This window comes from Streptomyces sp. CNQ329 (genome assembly GCF_000482585.1).
Genome location: NZ_AXVU01000017.1, coordinates 56,510 through 78,753, shown reverse-complemented (window position 1 = coordinate 78,753; position 22,244 = coordinate 56,510). Strand labels below are relative to the sequence as shown.

The 22,244-nt window shown below is 72.7% G+C and carries 20 protein-coding genes; 19 read left to right on the top strand and 1 reads right to left on the bottom strand.

Translation table 11 applies throughout. The annotated features are described in order from the left end of the window. Position 1: 1 nt before the first annotated feature. The 10 genes from I003_RS0113765 to I003_RS0113720 all read left to right on the top strand — a co-directional run bounded on the left by I003_RS0113765 (position 2) and on the right by I003_RS0113720 (position 10,965). Positions 2–562 carry an AAA family ATPase gene (locus tag I003_RS0113765; RefSeq protein WP_486584213.1) on the top strand — a complete coding sequence of 187 codons (561 nt, stop codon included), beginning with the start codon at positions 2–4 and terminating at the stop codon, positions 560–562. Between the two features lie 183 nt (positions 563–745). Continuing rightward, complete coding sequence (locus I003_RS0113760) at positions 746–1,519, top strand: enhanced serine sensitivity protein SseB (RefSeq protein WP_027772063.1); 774 nt, start codon at positions 746–748, stop codon at positions 1,517–1,519. Positions 1,520–1,651: 132 nt separating this feature from the next. After that, the gene (locus I003_RS0113755) at positions 1,652–2,452 is read left to right on the top strand and encodes an enhanced serine sensitivity protein SseB C-terminal domain-containing protein (RefSeq protein ID WP_027772062.1); all 801 of its coding nucleotides are present in this window, start codon (positions 1,652–1,654) and stop codon (positions 2,450–2,452) included. 348 nt (positions 2,453–2,800) lie between these two features. After that, on the top strand, positions 2,801–3,799 hold the full coding sequence (locus I003_RS0113750) for an ABC transporter permease (protein WP_027772061.1): 999 nt from the start codon (positions 2,801–2,803) through the stop codon (positions 3,797–3,799). An 80-nt stretch (positions 3,800–3,879) separates the two neighbouring features. Next, a complete protein-coding gene (locus tag I003_RS0113745; protein WP_027772060.1) occupies positions 3,880–5,637 on the top strand; it encodes an ABC transporter substrate-binding protein in 1,758 nt (585 codons plus the stop codon). A gap of 76 nt (positions 5,638–5,713) precedes the next feature. Further along, entirely contained in the window at positions 5,714–6,721 is a 1,008-nt protein-coding gene (locus I003_RS0113740; protein ID WP_027772059.1) for an ABC transporter permease, read from the top strand. Then, on the top strand, positions 6,718–7,815 hold the full coding sequence (locus tag I003_RS0113735; RefSeq protein WP_027772058.1) for an ABC transporter ATP-binding protein: 1,098 nt from the start codon (positions 6,718–6,720) through the stop codon (positions 7,813–7,815). Before I003_RS0113740 ends, I003_RS0113735 begins: the two co-directional genes overlap by 4 nt. Further along, positions 7,812–8,969 carry a dipeptide ABC transporter ATP-binding protein gene (locus I003_RS0113730; RefSeq protein WP_027772057.1) on the top strand — a complete coding sequence of 386 codons (1,158 nt, stop codon included), beginning with the start codon at positions 7,812–7,814 and terminating at the stop codon, positions 8,967–8,969. The genes I003_RS0113735 and I003_RS0113730 overlap by 4 nt, the downstream gene beginning before the upstream one ends. Before the next feature lie 25 nt (positions 8,970–8,994). Further along, positions 8,995–9,657 (top strand): trimeric intracellular cation channel family protein, encoded by a 663-nt coding sequence (locus I003_RS0113725; protein WP_027772056.1) that lies wholly within the window; start codon positions 8,995–8,997, stop codon positions 9,655–9,657. Positions 9,658–9,774: 117 nt separating this feature from the next. Further along, on the top strand, positions 9,775–10,965 hold the full coding sequence (locus I003_RS0113720) for a cysteine desulfurase family protein (RefSeq protein WP_027772055.1): 1,191 nt from the start codon (positions 9,775–9,777) through the stop codon (positions 10,963–10,965). Positions 10,966–11,062: 97 nt separating this feature from the next. Here the strand turns inward: I003_RS0113720 and I003_RS0113715 are convergent, their stop codons facing one another. Beyond that, entirely contained in the window at positions 11,063–11,860 is a 798-nt protein-coding gene (locus I003_RS0113715) for a peptidoglycan recognition protein family protein (protein ID WP_027772054.1), read from the bottom strand. 110 nt (positions 11,861–11,970) lie between these two features. On the opposite strand from I003_RS0113715, the gene mnmA reads away from it, so the two are divergent. From mnmA to I003_RS0113670, 9 genes are all read left to right on the top strand, one after another. After that, positions 11,971–13,098: a tRNA 2-thiouridine(34) synthase MnmA gene (gene mnmA, locus I003_RS0113710; RefSeq protein ID WP_027772053.1), complete on the top strand. Its 1,128-nt coding sequence runs from the start codon at positions 11,971–11,973 to the stop codon at positions 13,096–13,098. A 111-nt stretch (positions 13,099–13,209) separates the two neighbouring features. Beyond that, on the top strand, positions 13,210–13,746 hold the full coding sequence (locus I003_RS0113705; RefSeq protein ID WP_027772052.1) for an LOG family protein: 537 nt from the start codon (positions 13,210–13,212) through the stop codon (positions 13,744–13,746). A 12-nt stretch (positions 13,747–13,758) separates the two neighbouring features. Continuing rightward, entirely contained in the window at positions 13,759–14,469 is a 711-nt protein-coding gene (locus tag I003_RS0113700; protein ID WP_027772051.1) for an SDR family oxidoreductase, read from the top strand. Positions 14,470–14,501: 32 nt separating this feature from the next. After that, positions 14,502–15,560 carry a methionine synthase gene (locus I003_RS0113695; protein WP_078564000.1) on the top strand — a complete coding sequence of 353 codons (1,059 nt, stop codon included), beginning with the start codon at positions 14,502–14,504 and terminating at the stop codon, positions 15,558–15,560. Positions 15,561–15,576: 16 nt separating this feature from the next. Beyond that, entirely contained in the window at positions 15,577–17,736 is a 2,160-nt protein-coding gene (ligA, locus tag I003_RS0113690; protein WP_027772049.1) for an NAD-dependent DNA ligase LigA, read from the top strand. Between the two features lie 150 nt (positions 17,737–17,886). Then, positions 17,887–20,031, top strand: a complete 2,145-nt coding sequence (locus tag I003_RS0113685) for a bifunctional diguanylate cyclase/phosphodiesterase (RefSeq protein WP_027772048.1) — start codon at positions 17,887–17,889, stop codon at positions 20,029–20,031. Between the two features lie 170 nt (positions 20,032–20,201). Then, the gene (gene gatC / locus I003_RS0113680; protein WP_027772047.1) at positions 20,202–20,498 is read left to right on the top strand and encodes an Asp-tRNA(Asn)/Glu-tRNA(Gln) amidotransferase subunit GatC; all 297 of its coding nucleotides are present in this window, start codon (positions 20,202–20,204) and stop codon (positions 20,496–20,498) included. Further along, positions 20,495–22,003: an Asp-tRNA(Asn)/Glu-tRNA(Gln) amidotransferase subunit GatA gene (gene gatA / locus I003_RS0113675; protein ID WP_027772046.1), complete on the top strand. Its 1,509-nt coding sequence runs from the start codon at positions 20,495–20,497 to the stop codon at positions 22,001–22,003. The genes gatC and gatA overlap by 4 nt, the downstream gene beginning before the upstream one ends. Next, on the top strand, positions 22,000–22,239 hold the full coding sequence (locus tag I003_RS0113670) for a hypothetical protein (RefSeq protein WP_027772045.1): 240 nt from the start codon (positions 22,000–22,002) through the stop codon (positions 22,237–22,239). The genes gatA and I003_RS0113670 overlap by 4 nt, the downstream gene beginning before the upstream one ends. Positions 22,240–22,244: the final 5 nt, after the last annotated feature.

Below are 22,244 nucleotides of genomic sequence, written 5' to 3'. Positions count from 1 at the left end.
CGTGACGGTGGAGCAGGCGGCCTCCCGGGAGCGGCTTCGCTATCCGGTGGGGGACATCGTCGTGATCTCCGGGCTGCCGGGCAGCGGCAAGAGCACGCTCATGCGGCGGACGCGGCCGGCGGCCGAGGTGGTGCTGATCGACTCGCAGTACGTACGCGAGCGCTGGGCGCGCAGGCTGGGCGCCAGGCTGCCGTACCCCGTGTACCGGCCGCTCGTGCGCATCGACCACTATCTGCGGCTGCGCCTGGCGGTCCGCTCCGGCGGCAGCCTCGTCGTGCACGACTGCGGCACGCTGCCGTGGGTGCGGTGGTGGCTGACCAGACAGGCCAGGCGGTACGGGCGCGGGGTGCACGTCCTCGTGCTGGACGTGCCGGCCGACGTGGCGCGCAGACGGCAGGAACAGCGCGGGCGCACGGTGTCGCGCTACGCCTTCGCCCGGCATCTGTGGGCGCACCGGAGGCTGCTGGAGTGGGCGCACTGCGGGGGGACGGCGGTGGGCGACTCCGTGCTGGTGCTGGACGGCCGGGAGGCGGGGGCGCCGCGCTCGATCAGCTTCGGCTGAATCCGCGCGCCGTTTCGCGCCCGCCGCTGCGCGCAGGTCCCCCGTACGTACCGAAAAAGGGCTCCCCGTCGCGCGGTTCGGCGGGGGAGGGGGCTCCGCCGTGTGCAGGTGCGGTCGTCGCCCGCGGGCGCTCGCAGCCGTTAGGGTGCCGACGTTCATCCCCCGAAAGTTGGTCTGGTGCCGATGAGCTTCGACTACCGCTCCCCGCAGCCCCCCGCCACGGGCGGCTTCCCCGGCAACGAGCTGGAGGAGGTGCTCGCCGCCTCCCTCGGCAACCCGCAGGCCGCCCCGCGGCTGCTGGAGGTGCTGGGCCGCAGCAGCCTGTGGGTGCCGCTGCCCGAGGGCGGCGGCCCCGACAGCGGTTCCCTCGGTGTGCCGACGACCGAGATCGGCGGCGCGCCGTACGTGCCGGTCTTCTCCTCGCAGGAGGAGTTCCTGCGGGTCACCGGCACCCACATGTCGTTCACCGTCGCACCGGCCCGCGAGTTCGCCCGCGGGCTGCCGCCGCAGGTGGGCATCGCGGTCAACCCCGGCGGCACGGTCGGCGTGCCGCTGCCGCCGGCGGCGGTGGCCGAGCTGTGCCGGGACCGCGGGGCGGCGCGGCTGCCGGGGGAGGCGCGGGGCGGCCGGGTGCGGCTGTTCACGCCGGACTGGCAGGACGATCCGATGGACTTCCTGGCCGCCGCCCGGGAGGAGTTCGAGCGGACCGGCGTGGTGCGCAGCGCGCGCCGGGGGCTCGCGAGCGTGGAGGGCGGCGCGGAGCAGCTCTACATCGGTGTCGAGCTGATGGACACGTACGACGAGAGCAGGCAGGCGGCGGTGGAGGCGCTGGGCCGGGCGATGGGCGCGCAGCCGGTGCCGTGGAAGGTGCAGTTGGTCTTCCTCGACGCCGCGGTGGACCCGGTGATCACCTGGATGCGGGCCAAGGTCGAGCCGTTCTACATCCGGGTCGGCTGACGCGGTCAGGCTCTAAGCTGGTTGGATGACCTTTCCGGGCCTCCACGCGTGCCCGGGGGCGGAGGCGGCCGAGACGAAGGGGTGGGGCCCAGGGTGAGCGGGGGCGCGAGCGGGAGCGCGCAGGGAGCGGGCGTGGACCAGTTGGTCCGCCAGGTGGCTCCCGGCAGGTACGACGCGTACGAGGCGCTGCTCGCCGCGCTGGCCGCCGGGCAGGTGTGGATGCTGCTCTGGCAGGGCCGTCCGGACTCGCCCGACGCGCAGTACGGGAGCATGCAGGTCGAGGGCCACTCCTACGCGCCCTGCTTCAGCTCCGACCGCGAGCTGGCCGCCAGCGGCTGGGCCGGCGCGCACGAGCCCGTCGCCGGCGCGGAGATCGCCGCCGCGCTCTACCCGGACCGCTGGGGCCTGTGGCTGGACCCGCACGCCGCCGGCGGCGGCGTCGGCGTCCCCTGGCTCGACCTGCGCCGGGTGGCCACCGGCCTGGACCGGCTGCCCGCCGGACCGCTGCGGATCTCCGAGCCGGTCGTGGACGTCGCGCCGTTCTACGCCCTGCTGGGCCAGACCGCCCAGGGCACGCCCGCCGTGCGCACGCTCTGCCGCGCGTGGGTGCAGCCGGCGCTCGGCGAGCCGTACCTGGCCATCGGCATCGACCTGTACGACACGGGGCCGCAGTCGGTCGCCGCGGCGCAGTCGATGATGCGGGAGTCCGTGGCCGCCGTCCCCTCCGGCCTGGCGGTCTCCACGGTGGCGCTCGCCGACGACCACGACCCGGTGGCGATGTGGATGCGGGCCAATTCCCGGCCGTTCTTCGACCGCGGCGCCTACGGCGGCGGCCCGGCCGCCCCGCCCGCCGGTTACGGCTATCCGCCGCCGCACTCCGCGGGCGGCGCCCCGCAGGCGGGCTGGCAGCCGGGGCCCGCCCCGCAGCTCTGAGGGCGTGACCCTGTTATATCCATACGTGTCCTGATATCGGACCGGTGAAGATCCGCTCAGCGGCGATCGGATGTCCGGATAACGGTTATCCACTGCATCGCATCACGTTTGCGCATCCATTCCCCTCGGGGTCTGGCGAGTGATCGCAGGCGCATTGAAGACTCCCCCCGCGGGAGGCTGTCGTTCCCCTGTGCGACGGCAGAGCTTCACGATCCCGCACCACGGACACCGGGCACGACGGCACCACGGATCACGGCATGACGGCATGACTTGCACCAGCGAAGAGAATGAGCCGCTACCGCGGCAGACGACGGCGGGACGCCGCCGCTCGAGAGGGGTCCCCACAACATGACGGCACCTATCGAGACCACCGGCGCTGCCGAGGCGACGCCGGAAGCTCTCGTCGAGGGCGTGGACAAGAGCCGGATCGAGGGCCGTTCGCTCGGGCGCATCGCATGGATGCGGCTCAAGCGTGACCGCGTCGCCATGGGCGGCGGCGTCGTCGTGGTACTCCTCATCCTGATCGCCGCGCTCTCCCGGCCGATCCAGTCGATCTTCGGGCTCGACCCGAACAAGCTGAACCAGGACCTGGTCGACCCCTCGCTCGCCACGCCCTACGGCTCCTTCGGCGGCATGAGCTGGGACCATCCGCTGGGCGTGGAGCCGCGGCTCGGCCGCGACATCGCCACCCGCATCCTCGAAGGCTCCTGGGTCTCGCTGCTCGTCGCCTTCGGCGCCACCATGGTCGCCGTCGTGATCGGCACCGTCCTCGGCGTGATCGCCGGCTACTACGGCAAGTGGGCGGACACGATCATCAGCCGGACCATGGACACGTTCCTGGCCTTCCCGGTGCTGCTCTTCGCCATCTCCATCTCGGCGGCGCTCCAGGGCGGCGCGTTCGGGCTGAAGGGCCTGGAGCTGCACATCGGCGTGCTGATCTTCGTCATCGGCTTCTTCAGCTGGCCGTATATCGGCCGCATCGTGCGAGGACAGACGCTCAGCCTGCGCGAACGTGAATTCGTGGAGGCTGCCAGGAGCCTGGGCGCACGCGGCCCCTTCATCCTCTTCCGGGAGTTGCTGCCGAATCTGGTGGGGCCGATCCTGGTCTACTCCACCCTGCTGATCCCGACCAACATCCTCTTCGAGGCGGCGCTCAGCTTCCTCGGCGTGGGCATCCAGCCGCCGCAGGCCTCCTGGGGCGGCATGCTGAGCAGCGCGATCGACTACTACCAGGTCGATCCGATGTTCATGGTCGTACCGGGCGTGGCGATCTTCCTGTCCGTGCTGGCCTTCAACCTCTTGGGCGACGGGCTCAGGGACGCACTCGATCCCAAGGGCCGCCGATGACACCAAGCAGCCGACCGGGCGCGGCACCCGCCGTTCCCGCACTCGTCCCATCACTCCGAACCAGGGGGCAACGCCTCACCATGAAACTCAGGTCGAAATCAGCCGCCACGCTCGCGGTTGCCGTCTCGGTCGCGCTGACCGTCTCCGCCTGCGGCGGTGGCGGCAACGACGACGAATCGGACGGCGAGGGCGGCGGCGCCGCCGCGAACGCGGCGATCGAGAAGGTCCTCAACCCGTCCGACAAGAAGGGCGGGACCCTCGTCTACGAGTCCGCCGACGTGCCGGACTCGATGGACCCGGGCAACACGTACTACGGCTACATGTGGAACTTCAGCCGCCTGTACGCGCGCTCCCTCATGACCTACGCCCCCGGCCCGGGCGCGCAGGCCGCGGAGCCGGTGCCGGACCTCGCCGAGGGTCCCGGTGAGGCCACCGACGGCGGCAAGACCTGGACGTACAAGATCAAGAAGGGCGTCAAGTACGAGGACGGCACCGAGATCACGGCCGCCGACGTCAAGTACGCCGTCGAGCGCAGCAACTACGCCCGCGACGTGCTCTCCCTCGGCCCGAACTACTTCGCCCAGTACCTGGACAACCCGGACGACTACAAGGGTCCGTACAAGGACAAGAGCGAAGAGGGCATCTCGTCCATCGAGACCCCGGACGACCACACCATCGTCTTCAAGCTCGACCAGGCGTTCCAGGAGTTCGACTACCTGGTGGCGATGACCCAGACCGCGCCGGTCCCGCGGGACAAGGACAACGGGTCGGACTACCAGAAGAACATCGTCTCCTCCGGCTCGTACAAGTTCGAGAGCTTCGAGCAGGACAAGTCCGCGACCCTGGTCCGTAACGACCAGTGGGACCCGAAGACGGACAAGATCCGCAAGCAGCTCCCGGACAAGATCGAGGTCCGCTTCAAGGTCAACGCCGAGACCATCGACAAGAACATCGAGGCCGGCAAGACCCACGTGATGTTCGACGCCCTCGGCGTCACCGGCCAGACCCAGTCCCAGCTTCTGCGGGACAAGTCGAACATGATCGACAACCCGACCGGCGGCCGGCTCACCTACCTGGCGATGAACACCCAGCTCGCGCCGTTCGACGACGTCAACTGCCGCAAGGCCGTGGAGTTCGCCGTCGACAAGGACTCCTCGATGCGCGCGCTCGGCGGCGAGCCCAAGGGCGACATCGCCACCACCGCGCTGCCCCCGGACGTCCCGAGCCACGAGGCGTACGACGACCCGTACGCCACCGAGGGCCACAAGGGCGACGTCGACAAGGCCAAGGCCGCGCTGAAGGAGTGCGGTAAGCCGAACGGGTTCGACACCGTGCTGACCGCGCGCACCGAGCGGCAGGACGAGATCGACAACGCCACCGCGATCCAGGCGGCCCTGAAGAAGGTCGGCATCAACGCCGAGATCCAGAAGTTCCCCGGCGGCAAGTACTTCACCGACTTCGCGGGCTCGCGGAAGTGGGTCGAGGACAACAAGGCCGGCCTGTACATGATGCAGTGGGGTTCCGACTGGCCCAGCGGCTACGGCTTCCTCCAGCAGATCGCCAACGGCGGCGCGCTCGGCGAGTCCGGTAACACGAACATCTCGTACCTGGACGACCCGGAGATCAACAAGCTCCTGGACGAGTCGATCGCCGACCCGGACAAGGCTGCCCGTGCCAAGGCGTACGCCGAGGTGGACAAGAAGATGCTGGAGACGGCGGCCATCGTGCCCCTCTCCTACTTCAAGGTCCTGCACCAGCGTTCGGACCAGGTCACCAACCTGGTGGTCTCGCAGGCGTTCAGCGGTCAGTACGACTACCTGAACCTCGGCCTGAAGTAGTACCCCCCACCGGCTGCGCGGGCGGTGCCCTCACCGGCACCGCCCGCGCCGCCCGGACCGTGGAAGGCACGCCCTCGTGTTCGCGTATCTCATCCGGCGGCTGCTGGCCGCGGTGATGCTGCTGTTCGTCGTGAGCGCCATCACCTACGCCATCTTCTTCGTCCTGCCGAGACTCGCCGGCAGCACGCCCGACCAGCTCGCCGCGCAGTACATCGGCAAGAGCCCGGACCCCAAGACCATCGAAGCCGTCAAGCAGAACCTCGGCCTCGACGACCCCGTCTACGTCCAGTACTGGGACTTCATCCGCGGCATCTTCGCCGGCCGGGAGTTCAACTTCGGCCCCGACCCGTCGCAGTGCAATGCGCCCTGCCTCGGCTACTCCTTCCGCAAGCACGTGGAGGTCTGGCCGGAGATGCTGGACCGGCTGCCGGTCACCGCCTCGCTGGCCATCGGCGCCGCCGTGCTGTGGCTGATCTCCGGGGTGACGACGGGCGTGATCTCGGCGCTGCGCCCGGGTTCGTTCTTCGACCGCGCCGCGATGGGCATCGCCCTGGCCGGCGTCTCGCTGCCGATGTTCTTCACCGGCACCGTCGCGCTGGCGCTGTTCGTCTACCACTGGGAGATCTTCCCCAACGAGTACACGCCGCTCACCGAGAACCCGGTGCGCTGGTTCCAGGGGTTGATGCTGCCCTGGTTCTCACTGGCGTTCCTCTATTCCGCGCTCTATGCGAGGCTCACGCGGGCCGGAATGCTGGAGACCATGGGCGAGGACTACATCCGTACCGCCCGCGCGAAGGGCCTGAAGGAGCCGGTGGTGATCACCCGGCACGGGCTGCGGTCCGCGCTGACGCCCATCGTGACCATCTTCGGCATGGACTTCGCGCTGCTGCTCGGCGGGGCGGTGATCACCGAGACGGTGTTCTCCTTCAACGGGGTCGGCTCCTGGGCGGTGCAGTCCATCAACGAGAACGACCTGCCACCGATCCTCGGTGTGACGTTGTTCGCCGCCTTCTTCATCGTGCTCTGCAATCTGGTGGTCGACTTCGTGTACGCCGCCATCGACCCGAGGGTGAGGGTCTCGTGACCGGCCTGACGAAGACGGGCGCCGTCGGGGAGCCGGTACCCGCCGGCACCGAGGCGTCGTCGTTCCTGGACATCCGGGACCTGAAGGTCCACTTCCCGACCGACGACGGCCTGGTGAAATCCGTCGACGGGCTGTCCTTCCAACTGGAGAAGGGCAAGACCCTCGGCATCGTGGGCGAGTCCGGCTCCGGCAAGTCCGTCACCTCGCTGGCGGTGATGGGCCTGCACACCGCCGGGCAGTACGGCAAGCGCCGGCGGGCGCAGCTCTCCGGCGAGATCTGGCTCAACGGCCAGGAGCTGCTGTCCGCGGAGCCCGACGCGGTGCGCCGGCTGCGCGGCCGCGAGATGTCGATGATCTTCCAGGACCCGCTGTCCGCGCTGCACCCGTACTACAAGATCGGGTACCAGATCGTGGAGGCGTACCGGGTCCACCACGACGTCGACAAGAAGACCGCGCGCAAGCGGGCGATCGAGATGCTCGACCGGGTCGGCATCCCGCAGCCCGACAAGCGCGTCGACGACTACCCGCACCAGTTCTCCGGCGGCATGCGCCAGCGCGCGATGATCGCGATGGCGCTGGTGAACAATCCCGAACTGCTCATCGCCGACGAGCCGACGACCGCGCTCGACGTCACCGTGCAGGCGCAGATCCTCGACCTGATCCGGGATCTGCAGAAGGAGTTCGGCTCCGCGGTCATCATCATCACCCACGACCTCGGCGTGGTCGCCGAACTGGCCGACGACATCGTGGTGATGTACGGCGGCCGGTGCGTGGAGCGGGGCTCGGCCGAGCAGATCTTCGACCGGCCGCAGCACCCGTACACCTGGGGCCTGCTCGGCTCGATGCCGCGCATCGACCGTGAGGCCACCGACCGGCTCATCCCGGTCAAGGGCAGCCCGCCGAGCCTGATCAACGTGCCCGGCGGCTGCGCGTTCCACCCCCGCTGCCCCTACGCGGACGTGCCCGCGGACAACGCCAGCCGCACCGTACGGCCCGAGCTGCGCGAGGTCGGCCCCGGCCACCTCGCCGCCTGCCACATGCGGCAGGAAGACCGGGAGCGCATCTACACCGAAGAGATTGCGCCGAAGCTGTGAAGGACGAGGCTGTGCCCGAGACGAAGGCCGACAAGGCGAGCTCCCCCGCCGGCTCCGCCCCCACCGGCGGGGGTGCCCCCGCGGCGGGGGACGGGAAGGCGACCGCGACCGTTCCCGGCGCGCGGCTGCGCAAGAAGCCCGTCGCCGGCACCGAGCCGCTGCTGAAGGTCTCGGGGCTGACCAAGCACTTCCCCATCCGCAAGGGCCTGATGCAGCGCACGGTCGGCGCGGTGCAGGCCGTGGACGGCATCGACTTCGAGGTGCTGCCCGGCGAGACCCTGGGCGTGGTCGGCGAGTCCGGCTGCGGCAAGTCCACCATGGGCCGGCTGATCACCCGGCTGCTGGAGCCCACCGGGGGCACCGTCGAGTTCCAGGGCCGCGACATCACGCACCTGAGCACGGGCCGGATGCGCCCGCTCCGCCGTGACGTGCAGATGATCTTCCAGGACCCGTACTCCTCGCTGAACCCGCGGCACACCGTCGGCACCATCGTCGGCGCCCCGTTCAAGCTGCAGAACGTGCGGCCCGAGGGCGGGGTGAAGAAGGAGGTCCAGGGGATCCTGGAGCGGGTCGGCCTGAACCCCGAGCACTACAACCGCTACCCGCACGAGTTCTCCGGCGGCCAGCGGCAGCGCATCGGCATCGCCCGGGCGCTGGCGCTGCAGCCGAAGCTGATCGTGGCGGACGAGCCGGTCTCCGCGCTGGATGTGTCCATCCAGGCGCAGGTGGTCAACCTGCTGGACGACCTCCAGCAGGAGTTCGGGCTCACATACGTCATCATCGCCCACGACCTGTCCGTCGTCCGGCACGTCTCGGACCGGATCGCGGTCATGTACCTCGGCAAGGTCGTCGAGCTGGCCGACCGGACCAGCCTGTACCAGGAGCCGCTGCACCCGTACACCAAGGCGCTGATGTCCGCGGTGCCGGTGCCGGACACCAAGCGCCGGCAGCAGCGCGAGCGGATCCTGCTCAAGGGTGACGTGCCCTCACCGATCGCGCCGCCGCCCGGCTGCCGCTTCCACACCCGCTGCTGGAAGGCCACCGCGGTCTGCAAGACCAAGGAGCCGCCGCTGCTGGAGCTGAAGCCCGGCCGGCGCACCGCCTGCTGGCACCCGGAGAACGCCCCCGACCAGGCACCCGACGACAAGAAGTAGTCCACACCGGCGAAAAGGCGGGGGCGTGGTGTCCGAGGAGTTGTTCACCCCGTCCCTGCAGCACTGGCTGGACCTCGCGGGAATCTTCGTCTTCGGGATCTCCGGTGCACTGCTCGCGGTCCGGAAGAACTTCGACGTCTTCGGCATCGCCGTGCTCGCCCTGGCCACCGGGCTCGGCGGCGGGCTGCTGCGGGACCTGGTGATCGGCGCGGTGCCGCCGGCGGCGTTCACCGAACCGGGGTACCTGTTCACGCCGCTCGTCGCCGCGCTGCTGGTCGTCTTCCTCCACCCCGAGGTGGAGCGGATCACCAGCGCGGTCATGGTCTTCGACGCCGCGGGGCTGGGGCTGTTCTGCGTCACCGGCACGCTCAAGGCGCACGAGTACGGGCTCGGCCTCACCTCCGCCGCGGTCCTCGGGCTGACCAGCGCGGCCGGCGGCGGCGTGGTGCGCGACCTGCTCGCCGGGGAGGTGCCCTCGTTGCTGCGCTGGGACCGGGAGATGTACGCCGTGCCGGCGCTGGTCGGCGCGGCGGCCACGGCGCTGCTGATCCGCTTCGACCAGGTCGGGCCCGCCACGGCGACGGCCGCGGCGGCGCTGGCGTTCGTGCTGCGGCTGCTGGCGCTGCGCTTCCGCTGGCGGGCCCCGCGCGCCTGGCAGCGGCGCAGCAGGGCGGCGGGGGAGGGCTGAGGCCCGCGGCCGGCCGGCGGCGCGGTCCCGGCGGGTGCGGTACGGGGGCCGGGCGGCTCCGTACGGCCGGAAGGCGGCGTCCGGCGGGCCGCGGCGCGCCGTAGAATCGGGACCATCATGGACCAGGCCGTCTACCTCGACCACGCCGCCACCACCCCGATGCTCCCCGAGGCGGTGCGGGTCATGACCGAACGCCTCACCGCCACCGGCAACGCCTCCTCGCTGCACGCCGCGGGCCGGCGGGCCCGGCGTACGGTCGAGGAGTCCCGGGAGCGGCTGGCCGCCGCCTTCGGCGCCCGGCCCAGCGAGGTGGTCCTCACCTCCGGCGGCACCGAGGCGGACAACCTGGCCGTCAAGGGCCTGTACTGGGCGCGGCGGGCCGAGGACCCCGCCCGCACCCGGGTGCTCGCCAGCCCCGTCGAGCACCACGCGGTGCTGGACGCGGTGCACTGGCTGCAGAAGCACGAGGGTGCCACCGTCGAGTGGCTGCCCGTCGACAAGTACGGCCGCGTGCACCCCGACGCGCTGCGCGCGGCGCTGGAGCGCGGCCCGGCCGGCGGCGCGGACGACGTGGCGCTGGTCACGGTGATGTGGGCCAACAACGAGATCGGCACGGTCATGCCCGTGGCCGAACTCGCCGCCGTGGCGCGGGAGTACGGAGTCCCGGTGCACGCCGACGCCGTGCAGGCCGCGGGGCAGGTCGAGGTCGGCTTCGGCGACTGCGGGCTGGCCGCGCTGACCCTGACCGGGCACAAGATCGGCGGCCCGTACGGCATCGGCGCGCTGCTCCTGGGCCGGCAGTACGCGCCCGAGCCGCTGCTGCACGGCGGCGGGCAGGAGCGCGAGGTGCGCTCCGGCACGCTGGACGTACCGGGGGTCGCGGCCTTCGCGGTGGCGGCGGAGCTGGCCGCGCGGCGGCGCGCGGAGTTCGCCGCCGGAGTGGGGGCGCTGCGCGACCGCCTGGTGGCCGCGGTACGGGCCGCGGTGCCCGACGCGGTGCTCAACGGCGACCCCGACCCGGCCGGGCGGCTGCCCGCCAACGCGCACTTCTCCTTCCCCGGCTGCGAGGGCGACTCCCTGCTCCTGCTGCTGGACGCCCAGGGCATCGCCTGCTCCACCGGATCCGCCTGTACCGCGGGCGTCGCCCAGCCCAGCCACGTGGTGCTCGCCACGGGGGCGGACGCGGATCTGGCCCGGGGCACGCTGCGGTTCTCGCTGGGGCATACGTCGACGGAGGCGGACGTGGCGGCGCTGGCGGCGGCCATCGGGCCCGCGGTGGAGCGGGCGCGGGCGGCGGGGCTGACCTGAGCGGTGCCCGGGGCGCGGGCGGCGGGCCCCGTAGCGGGGCGGGCCGGGTCTCGCGGGCGTCGTGGCCGGGCAGCGCGCGGGAACGGCAGGCGTGCGGTCAGGAGTCGCGCGCCGGGCGTGCGCTCGCTTCGCGCTCCGCGACGCCGTGCGCCTCGCGTACCAGCCTCATGTACCGCTTCCAGTCCCAGTGGGGCCCGGGGTCGGTGTGGTCCGCCTCCGGCACCTCGTCGTGGCCGACGATGTGCTCCCGGTCCACCGGGATGTCGTAGCGCAGGCAGATGTCCGCGGTCAGCCTGGCAGAGGAGCGGTACATGACGTCGGTCAGCGTCTCCGGGCGGTCCACGAAGCCCTCGTGCTCGATGCCCACGCTGCGCTCGTTCCACTCCCGGTTGCCCGCGTGGAACGCGACGTCCAGCTCGCGCACCGTCTGCGCCACGTGCCCGTCCGCGGCCCGGACGACGTAGTGGGTGGCGGCCCCGTGGGCGGGGTCGCCGAAGACCTTGAGCGCCACCGCGTAGCTGCCCTCGGTGACGTGGATGACGACGCGGTCGATGCCGTAGTCCGCGGGGCGGTCGGCGCGGCGCCAGTTCGCCTCCGAGGCGCCGGCCCAGCCGGCGGCGGCGTAGTCCAGTTCGCCGGGCCTGCGCGGCTTGTCGATGCCGGGCACCTGCGACCACAGCCGCTTGAGCTGCTCGTACCCGGCCCAGCCGAGGCCGGCGCCGACGGCGCCCACGCCGAGGGCGGCGAGCACGGCGCGGCGGCTGGAGCGGCGGGGCAGCCCGTCCTGCCCGAGCCGCCCGTCCCCCGTGCCCTCACCGGCGTCCGCGCGCTCACCGGCGGGCCGGCGGGGCCCGTCGGGCACGCGCTCCGGACCGTCGCCGTCCGTCGTCGGCATGCGGTTCTTCCTTCTCGTTCCTTCTCGTTCCCTCTGGTTCGGTCTCGATCGGCCAACGCCTCCGGCCACCGGACGGTTCCGCACCGCGGCCTCGTTACCCTGGAGTGGCTATGACCGACACCGCCCGCCCCGCCCGTCTGAAGGTCCTCGCCGCCATGTCCGGCGGCGTGGACTCCGCCGTCGCCGCCGCCCGCGCCGCGGCGGCGGGGCACGACGTCACCGGGGTGCACCTCGCGCTCTCCGCCAACCCCCAGTCCTTCCGCACCGGTGCCCGCGGCTGCTGCACCATCGAGGACTCGCACGACGCCCGCCGCGCCGCCGACGTCATCGGCATCCCGTTCTACGTCTGGGACCTCGCCGAGCGGTTCCGCGAGGACGTCGTGGAGGACTTCGTCAGCGAGTACGCCGCGGGCCGTACGCCCAACCCCTGTCTGCGCTGCAACGAGAAGATCAAGTTCGCCGCGCTGCTGGACAAGGCGCTGGCCCTCGGCTTCGACGCGGTGTGCACCGGCCACTACGCCAAGGTCGTCACCCGCGCCGACGGCGGCCGCGAGCTGCACCGTGCGGCGGACACGGCCAAGGACCAGAGCTACGTCCTCGGCGTGCTGGACGAGCGGCAGCTCGCGCACGCCATGTTCCCCCTCGGCGAGACCGAGACCACGAAGGCCGAGATCCGCGCCGAGGCCGCCGAGCGGGGGCTGTTCGTGGCCGAGAAGCCCGACAGCCACGACATCTGCTTCATCGCCGACGGCGACACCCAGGGCTTCCTCGCCCGCCGCCTCGGCACCGCGGAGGGCGACGTCGTCGATGAGTCCGGTGCCCGCGTCGGCACCCACTCCGGCGCGTACGCCTTCACCGTGGGCCAGCGCAAGGGCCTGGCGCTGGGCCGCCCGGCCCCCGACGGCCGGCCGCGCTACGTGCTCGACATCTCGCCCGTGGACAACACCGTCACGGTCGGCCCCGCCGCGTCCCTGGACGTCGAGGCGCTGACGGCGCTCTCGCCGCGCTGGTGCGGTACGCCGCCGGCCGGACCCGGCGCGTACACCGCCCAACTGCGCGCGCACGGCGGCGAGACGGCGGTGACCGCCGAGGTCGCCGGCGACGAGCTGCGGGTGACCTTCGCGGCCCCGGTGCGGGGAGTGGCGCCGGGCCAGGCGGTGGTGCTGTACGACGGCACCCGCGTGGTCGGCTCCGCGACCATCGCGACCACGCGCCGCGCGGGCACGCCGGCGGCGTAGCGGGCGGTCCCGCGCCGTCCCCGCGCCGTGGCCGGAGCCCGGCTGCCGGTGCCTCTGCGCGGCCGGAACTCACCGGCCGTGCCGGGGGCGTCCGCACGTACCGTGTCCCGTATGAACATCTGCGTCTTCCTCTCCGCCGCCGACCTCGACGAGCGCTACACCGAGCCTGCCCGCCACTTCGCCGGGCTGCTGGGCAAGCGCGGGCACACGCTGGTGTGGGGCGGGTCGGACGTGGGGCTGATGAAGGTGGTCGCCGACGCGGTGCAGGAGCACGGCGGGCGGCTCGTCGGGGTGTCGGTGACGTTCCTGGCGGAGAAGGCGCGCGAGGGCGCCGACGAGATGGTGATCACCCGGGATCTCGCGGAGCGCAAGGCCGAGCTGCTGGGCCGCTCCGACGCCGTCGTGATCATGGTCGGCGGCACCGGCACGCTGGACGAGGCCACGGAGATCCTGGAGCTGAAGAAGCACGGGCTGCACGCCAAGCCGGTGGTGCTGCTCAACACCGCGGGGTACTACGACGGGCTGCACGAGCAGTTCCGGCGGATGGAGGCGGAGAGTTTCCTGCCGCTGCCGCTGGCGGACCTGATGTTCTTCGCGGACGACCCCGAGTCCGCCATCACGTACCTGGAGAGCAGCGCGGTGCGGTGACAGGATGACGGCATGAACGAGATCACCCCTGCCACCACCTGTCTGATCACGGGCGCCGGCTCCGGCATCGGCGAGGCGTTCGCGCGGCGGCTGGCCGCGCGCGGGCCCGCCGGGCTGTGGTTCCTCGTCCGCAGCCGGACGCGTGCCGCCGAGCTTGCGGAGCGCTTTCCCGGGGCGCGTACCGTGGTGGCCGACCTCCGCGAGCCGGGCTCCCTGGCCGGTGCGGTGGCGGAGCAGGAGCTGCCGGACCGGCTCGACGCGCTGGTGCACGCCGCGGGCGTGGTGGAGCTGGGCCCGGTCGCCGAGGCCACCCCCGAGGTCTGGGACGAGACGCTGGCGGTCAACCTGGTCGGGCCCGCCGAGCTGACCCGGCTGCTGCTGCCGCGGCTGCGGGCGGCACGGGGGCACGTCGTGTTCGTCAACTCCGGCGCCGGGCTGAGCGCGGGGCCGGGCTGGGGCACGTACGGCGCGAGCAAGCACGGGCTGAAGGCGCTGGCCGACGCGCTGCGCGCGGAGGAGGCCGGCAGCGGCGTGCGGGTCACCACGGTCTACCCGGGCCGCACCGCCACGCCGATGCAGGCCAAGGTGCACCGCCAGGAGGGCCGGGAGTACGAGCCGGGGCGCTGGATCGACCCCGAGTCGGTGGCGACGACCATGCTGACGGCCCTGGACCTGCCGCGCGACGCCCAGCTCACCGACGTCTCCGTACGCCCCGGTCCGTAGCGCGGCGGGACGGTCGGCATACCCTCACCCTCGTGACTGAGACTGCGACGCGCCCGTGGGGTGCCGGTGCCGCCACCGGCGTGGGTTCCATGCCCGGCGAGGACGCGCGGGAGACCGCGCGCACCGTGACCGGCGAGGTCGGCGACTTCCCGTTCCTGCCCGAGCTGCCCGCGCGCGGGCCCGGCGCCGACATGATCGGCCGCAGCGCCGGGATGCTCGTCGACGTCTACGCGCACCTGCAGCCCAGCGGCTGGCGCATCGCCGACCGGCCGGGCATGGACACCCGCAGGGCGCGCTCCTGGCTGGGCGAGGACCTGGACGCGCTGGAGGAGTTCACCCAGGGCTACGCCGGCCCGCTGAAGGTCCAGGCCACCGGGCCGTGGACGCTGGCCGCCGCGCTGGAGCTGAAGGGCGGCGAGGCCGCGCTGCGCGACCCCGGCGCCTGCCGTGACCTGGCCGCCTCGCTCGCCGAGGGGCTGCGCGCACATCTGGCGGAGGTGCGCCGCCGGGTGCCCGGCGCCGAGGTGGTGCTCCAGCTCGACGAGCCGTCGGTCACCGCCGTGCTCACCGGCCGGGTCGCCACCGCCAGCGGTTACCGCACGTACCGGGCGGTGGACCGCGCGGTGGTCGAGGGCACCCTGGGCGACGTGATCGGGGCCGCCGGCGCCACCGGCCCCGACGGCACCCCGGTCGTCGTCCACTCCTGCGCCCCGGACGTGCCGTTCGCCCTGCTGCACCGCGCCGGGGCGGCGGCGGTGTCGTACGACGCGGCGCTGCTGACCGAACGCCAGGACGACGTCGTCGGGGAGGCGGTGGAGGCCGGGCTCGGGCTCTTCGCGGGGGTCGTACCGGCGACGGCGAACCCGCCCGCGGGCTCGCCCGCCGGTGCGGATGCGATGTCAGACCCTGCAGGTAGCGTCAGGGGTGTCAGGACGTTGTGGCGCAGGCTGGGGCTGTCGCCGCAGGCGCTCGCCGGCAGTGTGGTGATCACTCCGGCGTGCGGCCTCGCGGCCGCCGGCCCGGAGTACGCGCGCCGGGCCCTCGCCCACTGCGTCCGTGCCGCGGGGTCCCTCGCCCGGGACCCGGAGTGACGACGGGAGGCCCGGTGTGAGTACGGACAGCGTGGCGCGTGAGCGGCATCGGCTGCTGGCCGAGCAGGTCGAGGAACACCGCTTCAGGTATTACGTGACGACGCCCGTCATCAGCGACGCCGACTTCGACAAGCTGCTGCGGGAACTGGAGGAGCTGGAGGAGGAGCACCCCGAGCTGCGCACGCCCGACTCGCCGACCCAGAAGGTCGCCGGGGCGTACGAGACGGAGTTCACCTCCGTCCGGCACCGGGAGCGGATGCTCTCCCTGGACAACGCGTTCACGGACGCGGAACTGGACGCCTGGGCCGACCGCATGGCCAAGGAGCTGGACCCCCAGCCGTACCACCTGCTCTGCGAGCTGAAGGTCGACGGCCTCGCGGTCAATCTGACGTACGAGCACGGCCGGCTGGTCCGCGGCGCCACCCGCGGCGACGGCCGCTCCGGCGAGGACGTCACGCCGAACATCCGCACCATCGGCGAGATCCCCCACCGCCTGCGGGGGGAGAACATCCCGGATCTCGTCGAGATCCGGGGTGAGGTGTACTTCTCGCTCTCGGAGTTCCAGCAGCTCAACGCGGACCTGGTGGCCGAGGGCAAGCCCCCCTTCGCCAATCCGCGCAACTCCGCGGCCGGTTCGCTGCGCCAGAAGAACCCCCAGGTCAGCGCCTCCCGTCCGCTGCACATGGTGGTCCACGGCATCGGCGCGCTCGAAGGCGCCCGCTTCGAGCGCCTCTCCGAGGCGTACGACCTGCTCAAGGAGTGGGGCCTGCCCACCTCGCCGTACACCGAAGTGGTCGACGGCATCGACGGCGTACGGGCCTACATCGCGCGGTACGCCGAGCGCCGCCACGACGTGGCGTACGAGTTCGACGGCGTCGTCGTCAAGCTCGACGAGATCGCTCTGCAGGGCCGCCTGGGCTCCACGTCCCGCGCGCCGCGCTGGGCCATCGCGTGGAAGTTCCCGCCGGAGGAGGTCAACACCAAGCTGGTCGACATCCGCGTCGGCGTCGGGCGCACCGGGCGGGTCACCCCGTACGCGGTGGTCGAGCCGGTGACGGTGGCCGGCTCCGAGGTCGAGTTCGCCACGCTGCACAACCAGGACGTGGTCAAGGCCAAGGGCGTCCTCATCGGCGACACGGTCGCGCTGCGCAAGGCGGGTGACGTGATCCCGGAGATCCTCGGGCCGCTGACCGACCTCAGGGACGGCACCGAGCGGGAGTTCGTCATGCCCGCGAGGTGCCCCGAGTGCGGCACCGTGCTCAAGCCCATGAAGGAGGGCGACGTCGACCTGCGCTGCCCCAACGCCCGGTCCTGCCCGGCGCAGCTCCGCGAGCGGCTGTTCTACCTCGCCGGCCGCCGCTGCCTGGACATCGAGAACTTCGGGTACGTCGCGGCCACCGCGCTCACCCAGCCGCTGGAGCCGGCCGAGCCTCCGCTGAAGGACGAGGGCGGCCTGTTCGACCTGAAGGTCGAGGACCTGCTGCCCATCAAGTCCTACGTGCTGGACCAGGACACCGGGCTGCCCAAGCGCGACCCGGAGACGGGCGAGGAGAAGGTCGTCACCTTCTTCGCCAACAAGGAGGGCAGGCCGAAGAAGAACACCGAGCTGATGCTCGCTCACATCCAGGAGGCCAAGGACCGCCCGCTGGCCCGGGTCATCGCCGGGCTGTCCATCCGGCACGTCGGGCCGGTCGCGGCGGAGGCGCTGGCCCGGGAGTTCCGCTCGATCGACCGGATCATGGCGGCGAGCGAGGAGGAGCTGGCCGCGGCCGAGGGCGTCGGGCCCACCATCGCCGCCTCGCTGACGCAGTGGTTCGCCGAGGACTGGCACCGCGAGATCGTCGAGCGGTGGCGCGCGGCGGGGGTGCGGATGGAGGAGGAGGCGGAAGAATCGGAAGGTTCGCGTCCGCTGGAGGGACTGACGATCGTCGTCACGGGAACACTTCAGTCGCACACCAGGGACGGCGCGAAGGAGGCACTGCAGACCCGCGGGGCCAAGGTGACCGGTTCGGTCTCGAAGAAGACCGACTTCGTCATCTCCGGCGACAACCCCGGGTCCAAGTACGACAAGGCCGTGCAGTTGAAGGTCCCGGTCCTCGACGACGCGGGCTTCGCCGTCCTCCTCGAACAGGGTCCCGACGCCGCCCGTGAGGCCGCGGTGACTCCTCCCGAGTAGCCGCCGGGCCCGGCTTGTTCGAGTGGTGACCGAAACCCGGCGAGTCGGGGGTAATCGGGCGACCGCAGCCGATCGCCGCCCCAGACCGCGTTTCGCGGCCTAGTGTGGATGGGCGCGCCGACGCGCGCCCCAGGCGGTGAGAGGGACGGGATGCGACCGACGGAGAGCACGGAACCGGCGCCGGTGCTGCGCCGGTTGGTGCTGCCCGCCCTGCCGTGGCTGGTGCAGGCCGCCGGCGGTCTGGTGTTCGCCGTCGGCGTGCTGCACGTGCTGCGGCAGGGCCACGAGCTCTTCCCCCGCGGCAGCGCGGGCTGGGGCCTGGTGGTCCTGACCGCCGTCCTCATCGCCCATCTGGTCGCACCCGGCCGCGACCGCTGGTCCGGCGGCCACGGCTCGGCCGCCGCGCTCACGCTCGCCGTGCTGCTCCTCTACGGCTGGATCCCGGCCGTCATCATCAGCCTGCTCGTCATCCTCGCCGTCGCGGCGGTGCGCCGCCCGCACCGCCGCCCGGCGCCCCTGCACGCGGCCGTCGAGATCCTCGGCACCTCGACGGCCGCGCTCGTGCTGTGGACGTGCGGCGAGCACCCGACGGTCGAACGGCCCTGGCAGCCCGGCTCCTGGGACCTGTACGCGCTGCCCGAGCTGATCGCCGCCGCCCTGGCCTACGTCCTGGTCACCCGCGTGCTCACCTGGTACGCGACCCCCGGCCACCGCGACGGCCCCGGCCTGCTCGCCCGCGCCGCCCTCACCCGGCAGGGCCTGGGCGGCGCCGCGCTGCTCGGTATCGCGCCGCTCATCGTCGTCGTGGCCGTCAACACCCCCGTGCTGCTCCCGCTGTTCGCCGTGCCGCTCATCGCGCTCGACTCCAGCCTGTGGATGGCCCGCGCCCGCGCCGAGGAGCAGTTGCGCGACCCGCTGACCGGGCTGCCCAACCGCCAGTGGCTGCTGGAACGCACCCGGCACGCCCTGGGCGAGGCCGAGAGCACGGGCCGCCGCGCGGCCCTCATCCTCATCGACCTCGACCGCTTCCGCGCCGTCAACGACACCCTCGGCCACCGCGCCGGCGACCGGCTGCTGCTCCAACTGGCCGGCCGGCTGCGCCTCGCGCTGCCGCGCGGCGCGGAGGCCGCGCGACTCGGCGGCGACGAGTTCGCCGTCCTCATCCCGCTGGCCGACTCCGCCACCAGCGCCCAGCGGGTGGCCCGTACCCTCGTCGCCGCCCTCGGCTCGCCGCTCGACCTGGACGGGATGAGCCTGGTGCTGGAGGCCAGCGCCGGCGTCGCCGTCTACCCCGAGCACGCCACCGAGACCGAAGGCCTGCTCCAGCGCGCCGACGTGGCGATGTACCAGGCCAAGCGGGACCGCAGCGGCGTCGAGGTCTACGAGGCCCGCCGGGACGGCAACACCCCCGACCGGCTCGGCCTCCTGGGCGACCTGCGCCGGGCACTGCAGGCCCGCGAGGTGGCGCTGCACTACCAGCCGAAGGTCGGCTTCGACGGCCGCGTCGTGGGCCTGGAGGCGCTGGTGCGCTGGGCGCACCCGGAGCGCGGGCACGTCAGCCCCGAGGAGTTCATCGCCATCGCCGAGACCTCGGGCCTGATGCCGGTGCTCACCGAGTACGTCCTGGAGACGGCGCTCGCCCAGGTCGCCGACTGGCGCGCCGCCGGCCTGCAGGTCCCCGTCGCCGTCAACGTCTCCCCGCGCGACGTGCACACGCCCGGGTTCGCCGGCGCCGTCGCCGCCCGCCTCGCCCGGCACGGCGTACCGCCCGGCGCGCTGCAACTGGAGATCACCGAACACGTGCTGCTGGAGGACCCCCAGCGCGCGGCCGACACCCTCGCCGGGCTCACCGGCCACGGCGTGAAGATGTCGCTGGACGACTTCGGCACCGGCTACTCCTCGCTGGTCCATCTGCGCCGGCTGCCGGTCAGCGAGCTGAAGATCGACCGCTCGTTCGTGGCCCGGCTCGCCGTCGACCCGGAGGATCTGGAGATCGTCCGCTGCACCGTCGACCTGGCGCACTCCCTCGGCCTGCGCGTCGTCGCCGAGGGCGTCGAGGACGACGAGACCTGGGAGCACCTGCGCGACCTCGGCTGCGACGCCGTGCAGGGCTGGCTCGTCGCCGCGGCCATGCCGCCGCAGGAGACGACGGCGTGGCTGCGCGCCCGCGGGCCGGGACCCGCCGGCATCAAGGCGCTGCCGGCGGCGGCGTCCGCCGCGGCGGACGAGCCCGCCCCGGCCGGAGCCGCAGAGCAGCCGGACGAGGCGGAGGAGCCGGTGAAACCGGTGAAGTGAGCCGCGGCCGGGGGCGGGAGCGCACCGCGGTGGCCGAAGCCTCCCGTGCGGGCGGGCCGGCGGTGCGCAGGGCCTCAACCGCCCCGCCCGGGAAACCCGGTCGGGCGCACCGCCCCGCGCCCCATAGGATTGCCCCGAAACCGTCACACCACCCTGTGAGGATGACCCGCATGCCTGGCATCACGCGCGAGGAGGTCGCCCACCTCGCCCGGCTGGCGCGCCTGGAGCTCAGCGGCGAGGAGCTGGACCACTTCGCCGGCCAGCTCGACGCCATCATCGGCGCGGTCGCCCGCGTCGCCGATGTGGCCGGCGAGGACGTACCGCCGACCTCCCACCCGCTGCCCCTGACGAACGTCATGCGCCCGGACACCGTCCGGCCGAGCCTGACCGCCCAGCAGGCGCTCTCCGGCGCCCCCGCGCAGGAGCAGCAGCGCTTCAAGGTGCCGCAGATCCTGGGGGAGGAGTGACCGTGGCCGACGCAACGGGAATCATCAGGCAGACCGCGGCCGAGACCGCCGCGCGGATCGCCGCGGGCGACCTCAGTGCCGTCGAGGTGACCGAGGCCCATCTGGCCCGCATCGACGCCGTGGACGAGAAGGTCCACGCCTTCCTGCACGTCGACCGCGAGGGCGCGCTCGCCCGCGCGCGGGCGGTGGACGCCAAGCGTGAGAGCGGCGAGCGGCTCGGCCCGCTGGCCGGCGTGCCGCTGGCGCTGAAGGACATCTTCACCACCGAGGGGGTGCCCACCACCGCCGGGTCGAAGATGCTCCAGGGCTGGATCCCGCCGTACGACGCGACCGTGACCCGGAGGCTGAAGGAGGCCGGCGTCGTCATCCTCGGCAAGACCAACATGGACGAGTTCGCCATGGGCTCCTCCACCGAGAACAGCGCCTTCGGCCCCACCGGCAACCCGTGGGACCTCACCCGCATCCCCGGCGGCTCCGGCGGCGGCTCGTCGGCCGCGATCACCGCGTACATGGCGGCGCTGGCCATCGGCACGGACACCGGCGGCTCCATCCGCCAGCCCGCGTCCGTCACCGGCACCGTCGGCGTCAAGCCGACCTACGGCGGCGTCTCGCGCTACGGGATGATCGCGTTCTCCTCCAGCCTCGACCAGGGCGGCCCGTGCGCCCGCACCGTGCTCGACGCGGCACTGCTGCACGAGGTGCTCGCCGGCCACGACCCGATGGACTCCACCTCCATCGACGCGCCCGTCCCGCCCGTCGTCGAGGCCGCCCGGAACGGCTCGGTGGCCGGGATGCGCGTCGGCGTGGTCAAGGAGTTCCGCGGCGAGGGTTACCAGGCCGGCGTCATGCAGCGCTTCGACGAGGCCGTCGAGCTGCTGCGCGAGCTGGGCGCGGAGGTCGTGGAGGTCTCCTGCCCGGCGTTCGACCGGGCGCTCGCCGCGTACTACCTGATCGCGCCCGCCGAGGTCTCCTCGAACCTCGCCCGCTACGACGGCCTGCGCTACGGCCTGCGCACCGGCGACGACGGCACGCACTCCGCCGAGGAGGTCACCTCGCTGACCCGCGCGGCGGGCTTCGGCCCCGAGGTCAAGCGCCGTATCATGCTCGGCACGTACGCGCTGAGCTCCGGCTACTACGACGCCTACTACGGCTCGGCGCAGAAGGTCCGCACCCTCATCACCCGCGATTTCGAGCGCGCCTACGAGCAGGTGGACGTGCTCGTCTCACCGACCACCCCGACGACCGCTTTTCCGATCGGCGAGCGGGTCGACGACCCGATGGCGATGTACCTCGCCGACCTGTGCACCATCCCGTCCAACCTGGCCGGCAACGCCGCCATGTCACTGCCCTGCGGCCTGGCGCCGGAGGACGGGCTCCCGGTGGGGCTGCAGATCATCGCCCCCGCCATGGCCGACGACCGGCTCTACAGGGTCGGTGCCGCGGTGGAGGCCGCGTTCACCGACCGGTGGGGCCACCCCCTGCTGGAGGAGGCACCCGCCCTATGAGCAAGTTCGCCAAGGCCAAGGACTTCAAGAAGTCCAAGGCCGGTCTGTACTTCTCCCTCGCGTCCTCGCTCTTCGGCGCGGTCGGTATCGCCAAGCAGATGAAGCAGGCGCGCTTCGACGAGGACCGGCTGCGCCAGCTCGACGCCGCGGTGTCCGCCGCCGCCATGGCCACGGGCGTCGCCCTGCTGCTGCGCGAGCTGCGCCGGAAGAACGACGACGACATCCTCGCCGGCTGAGCGGG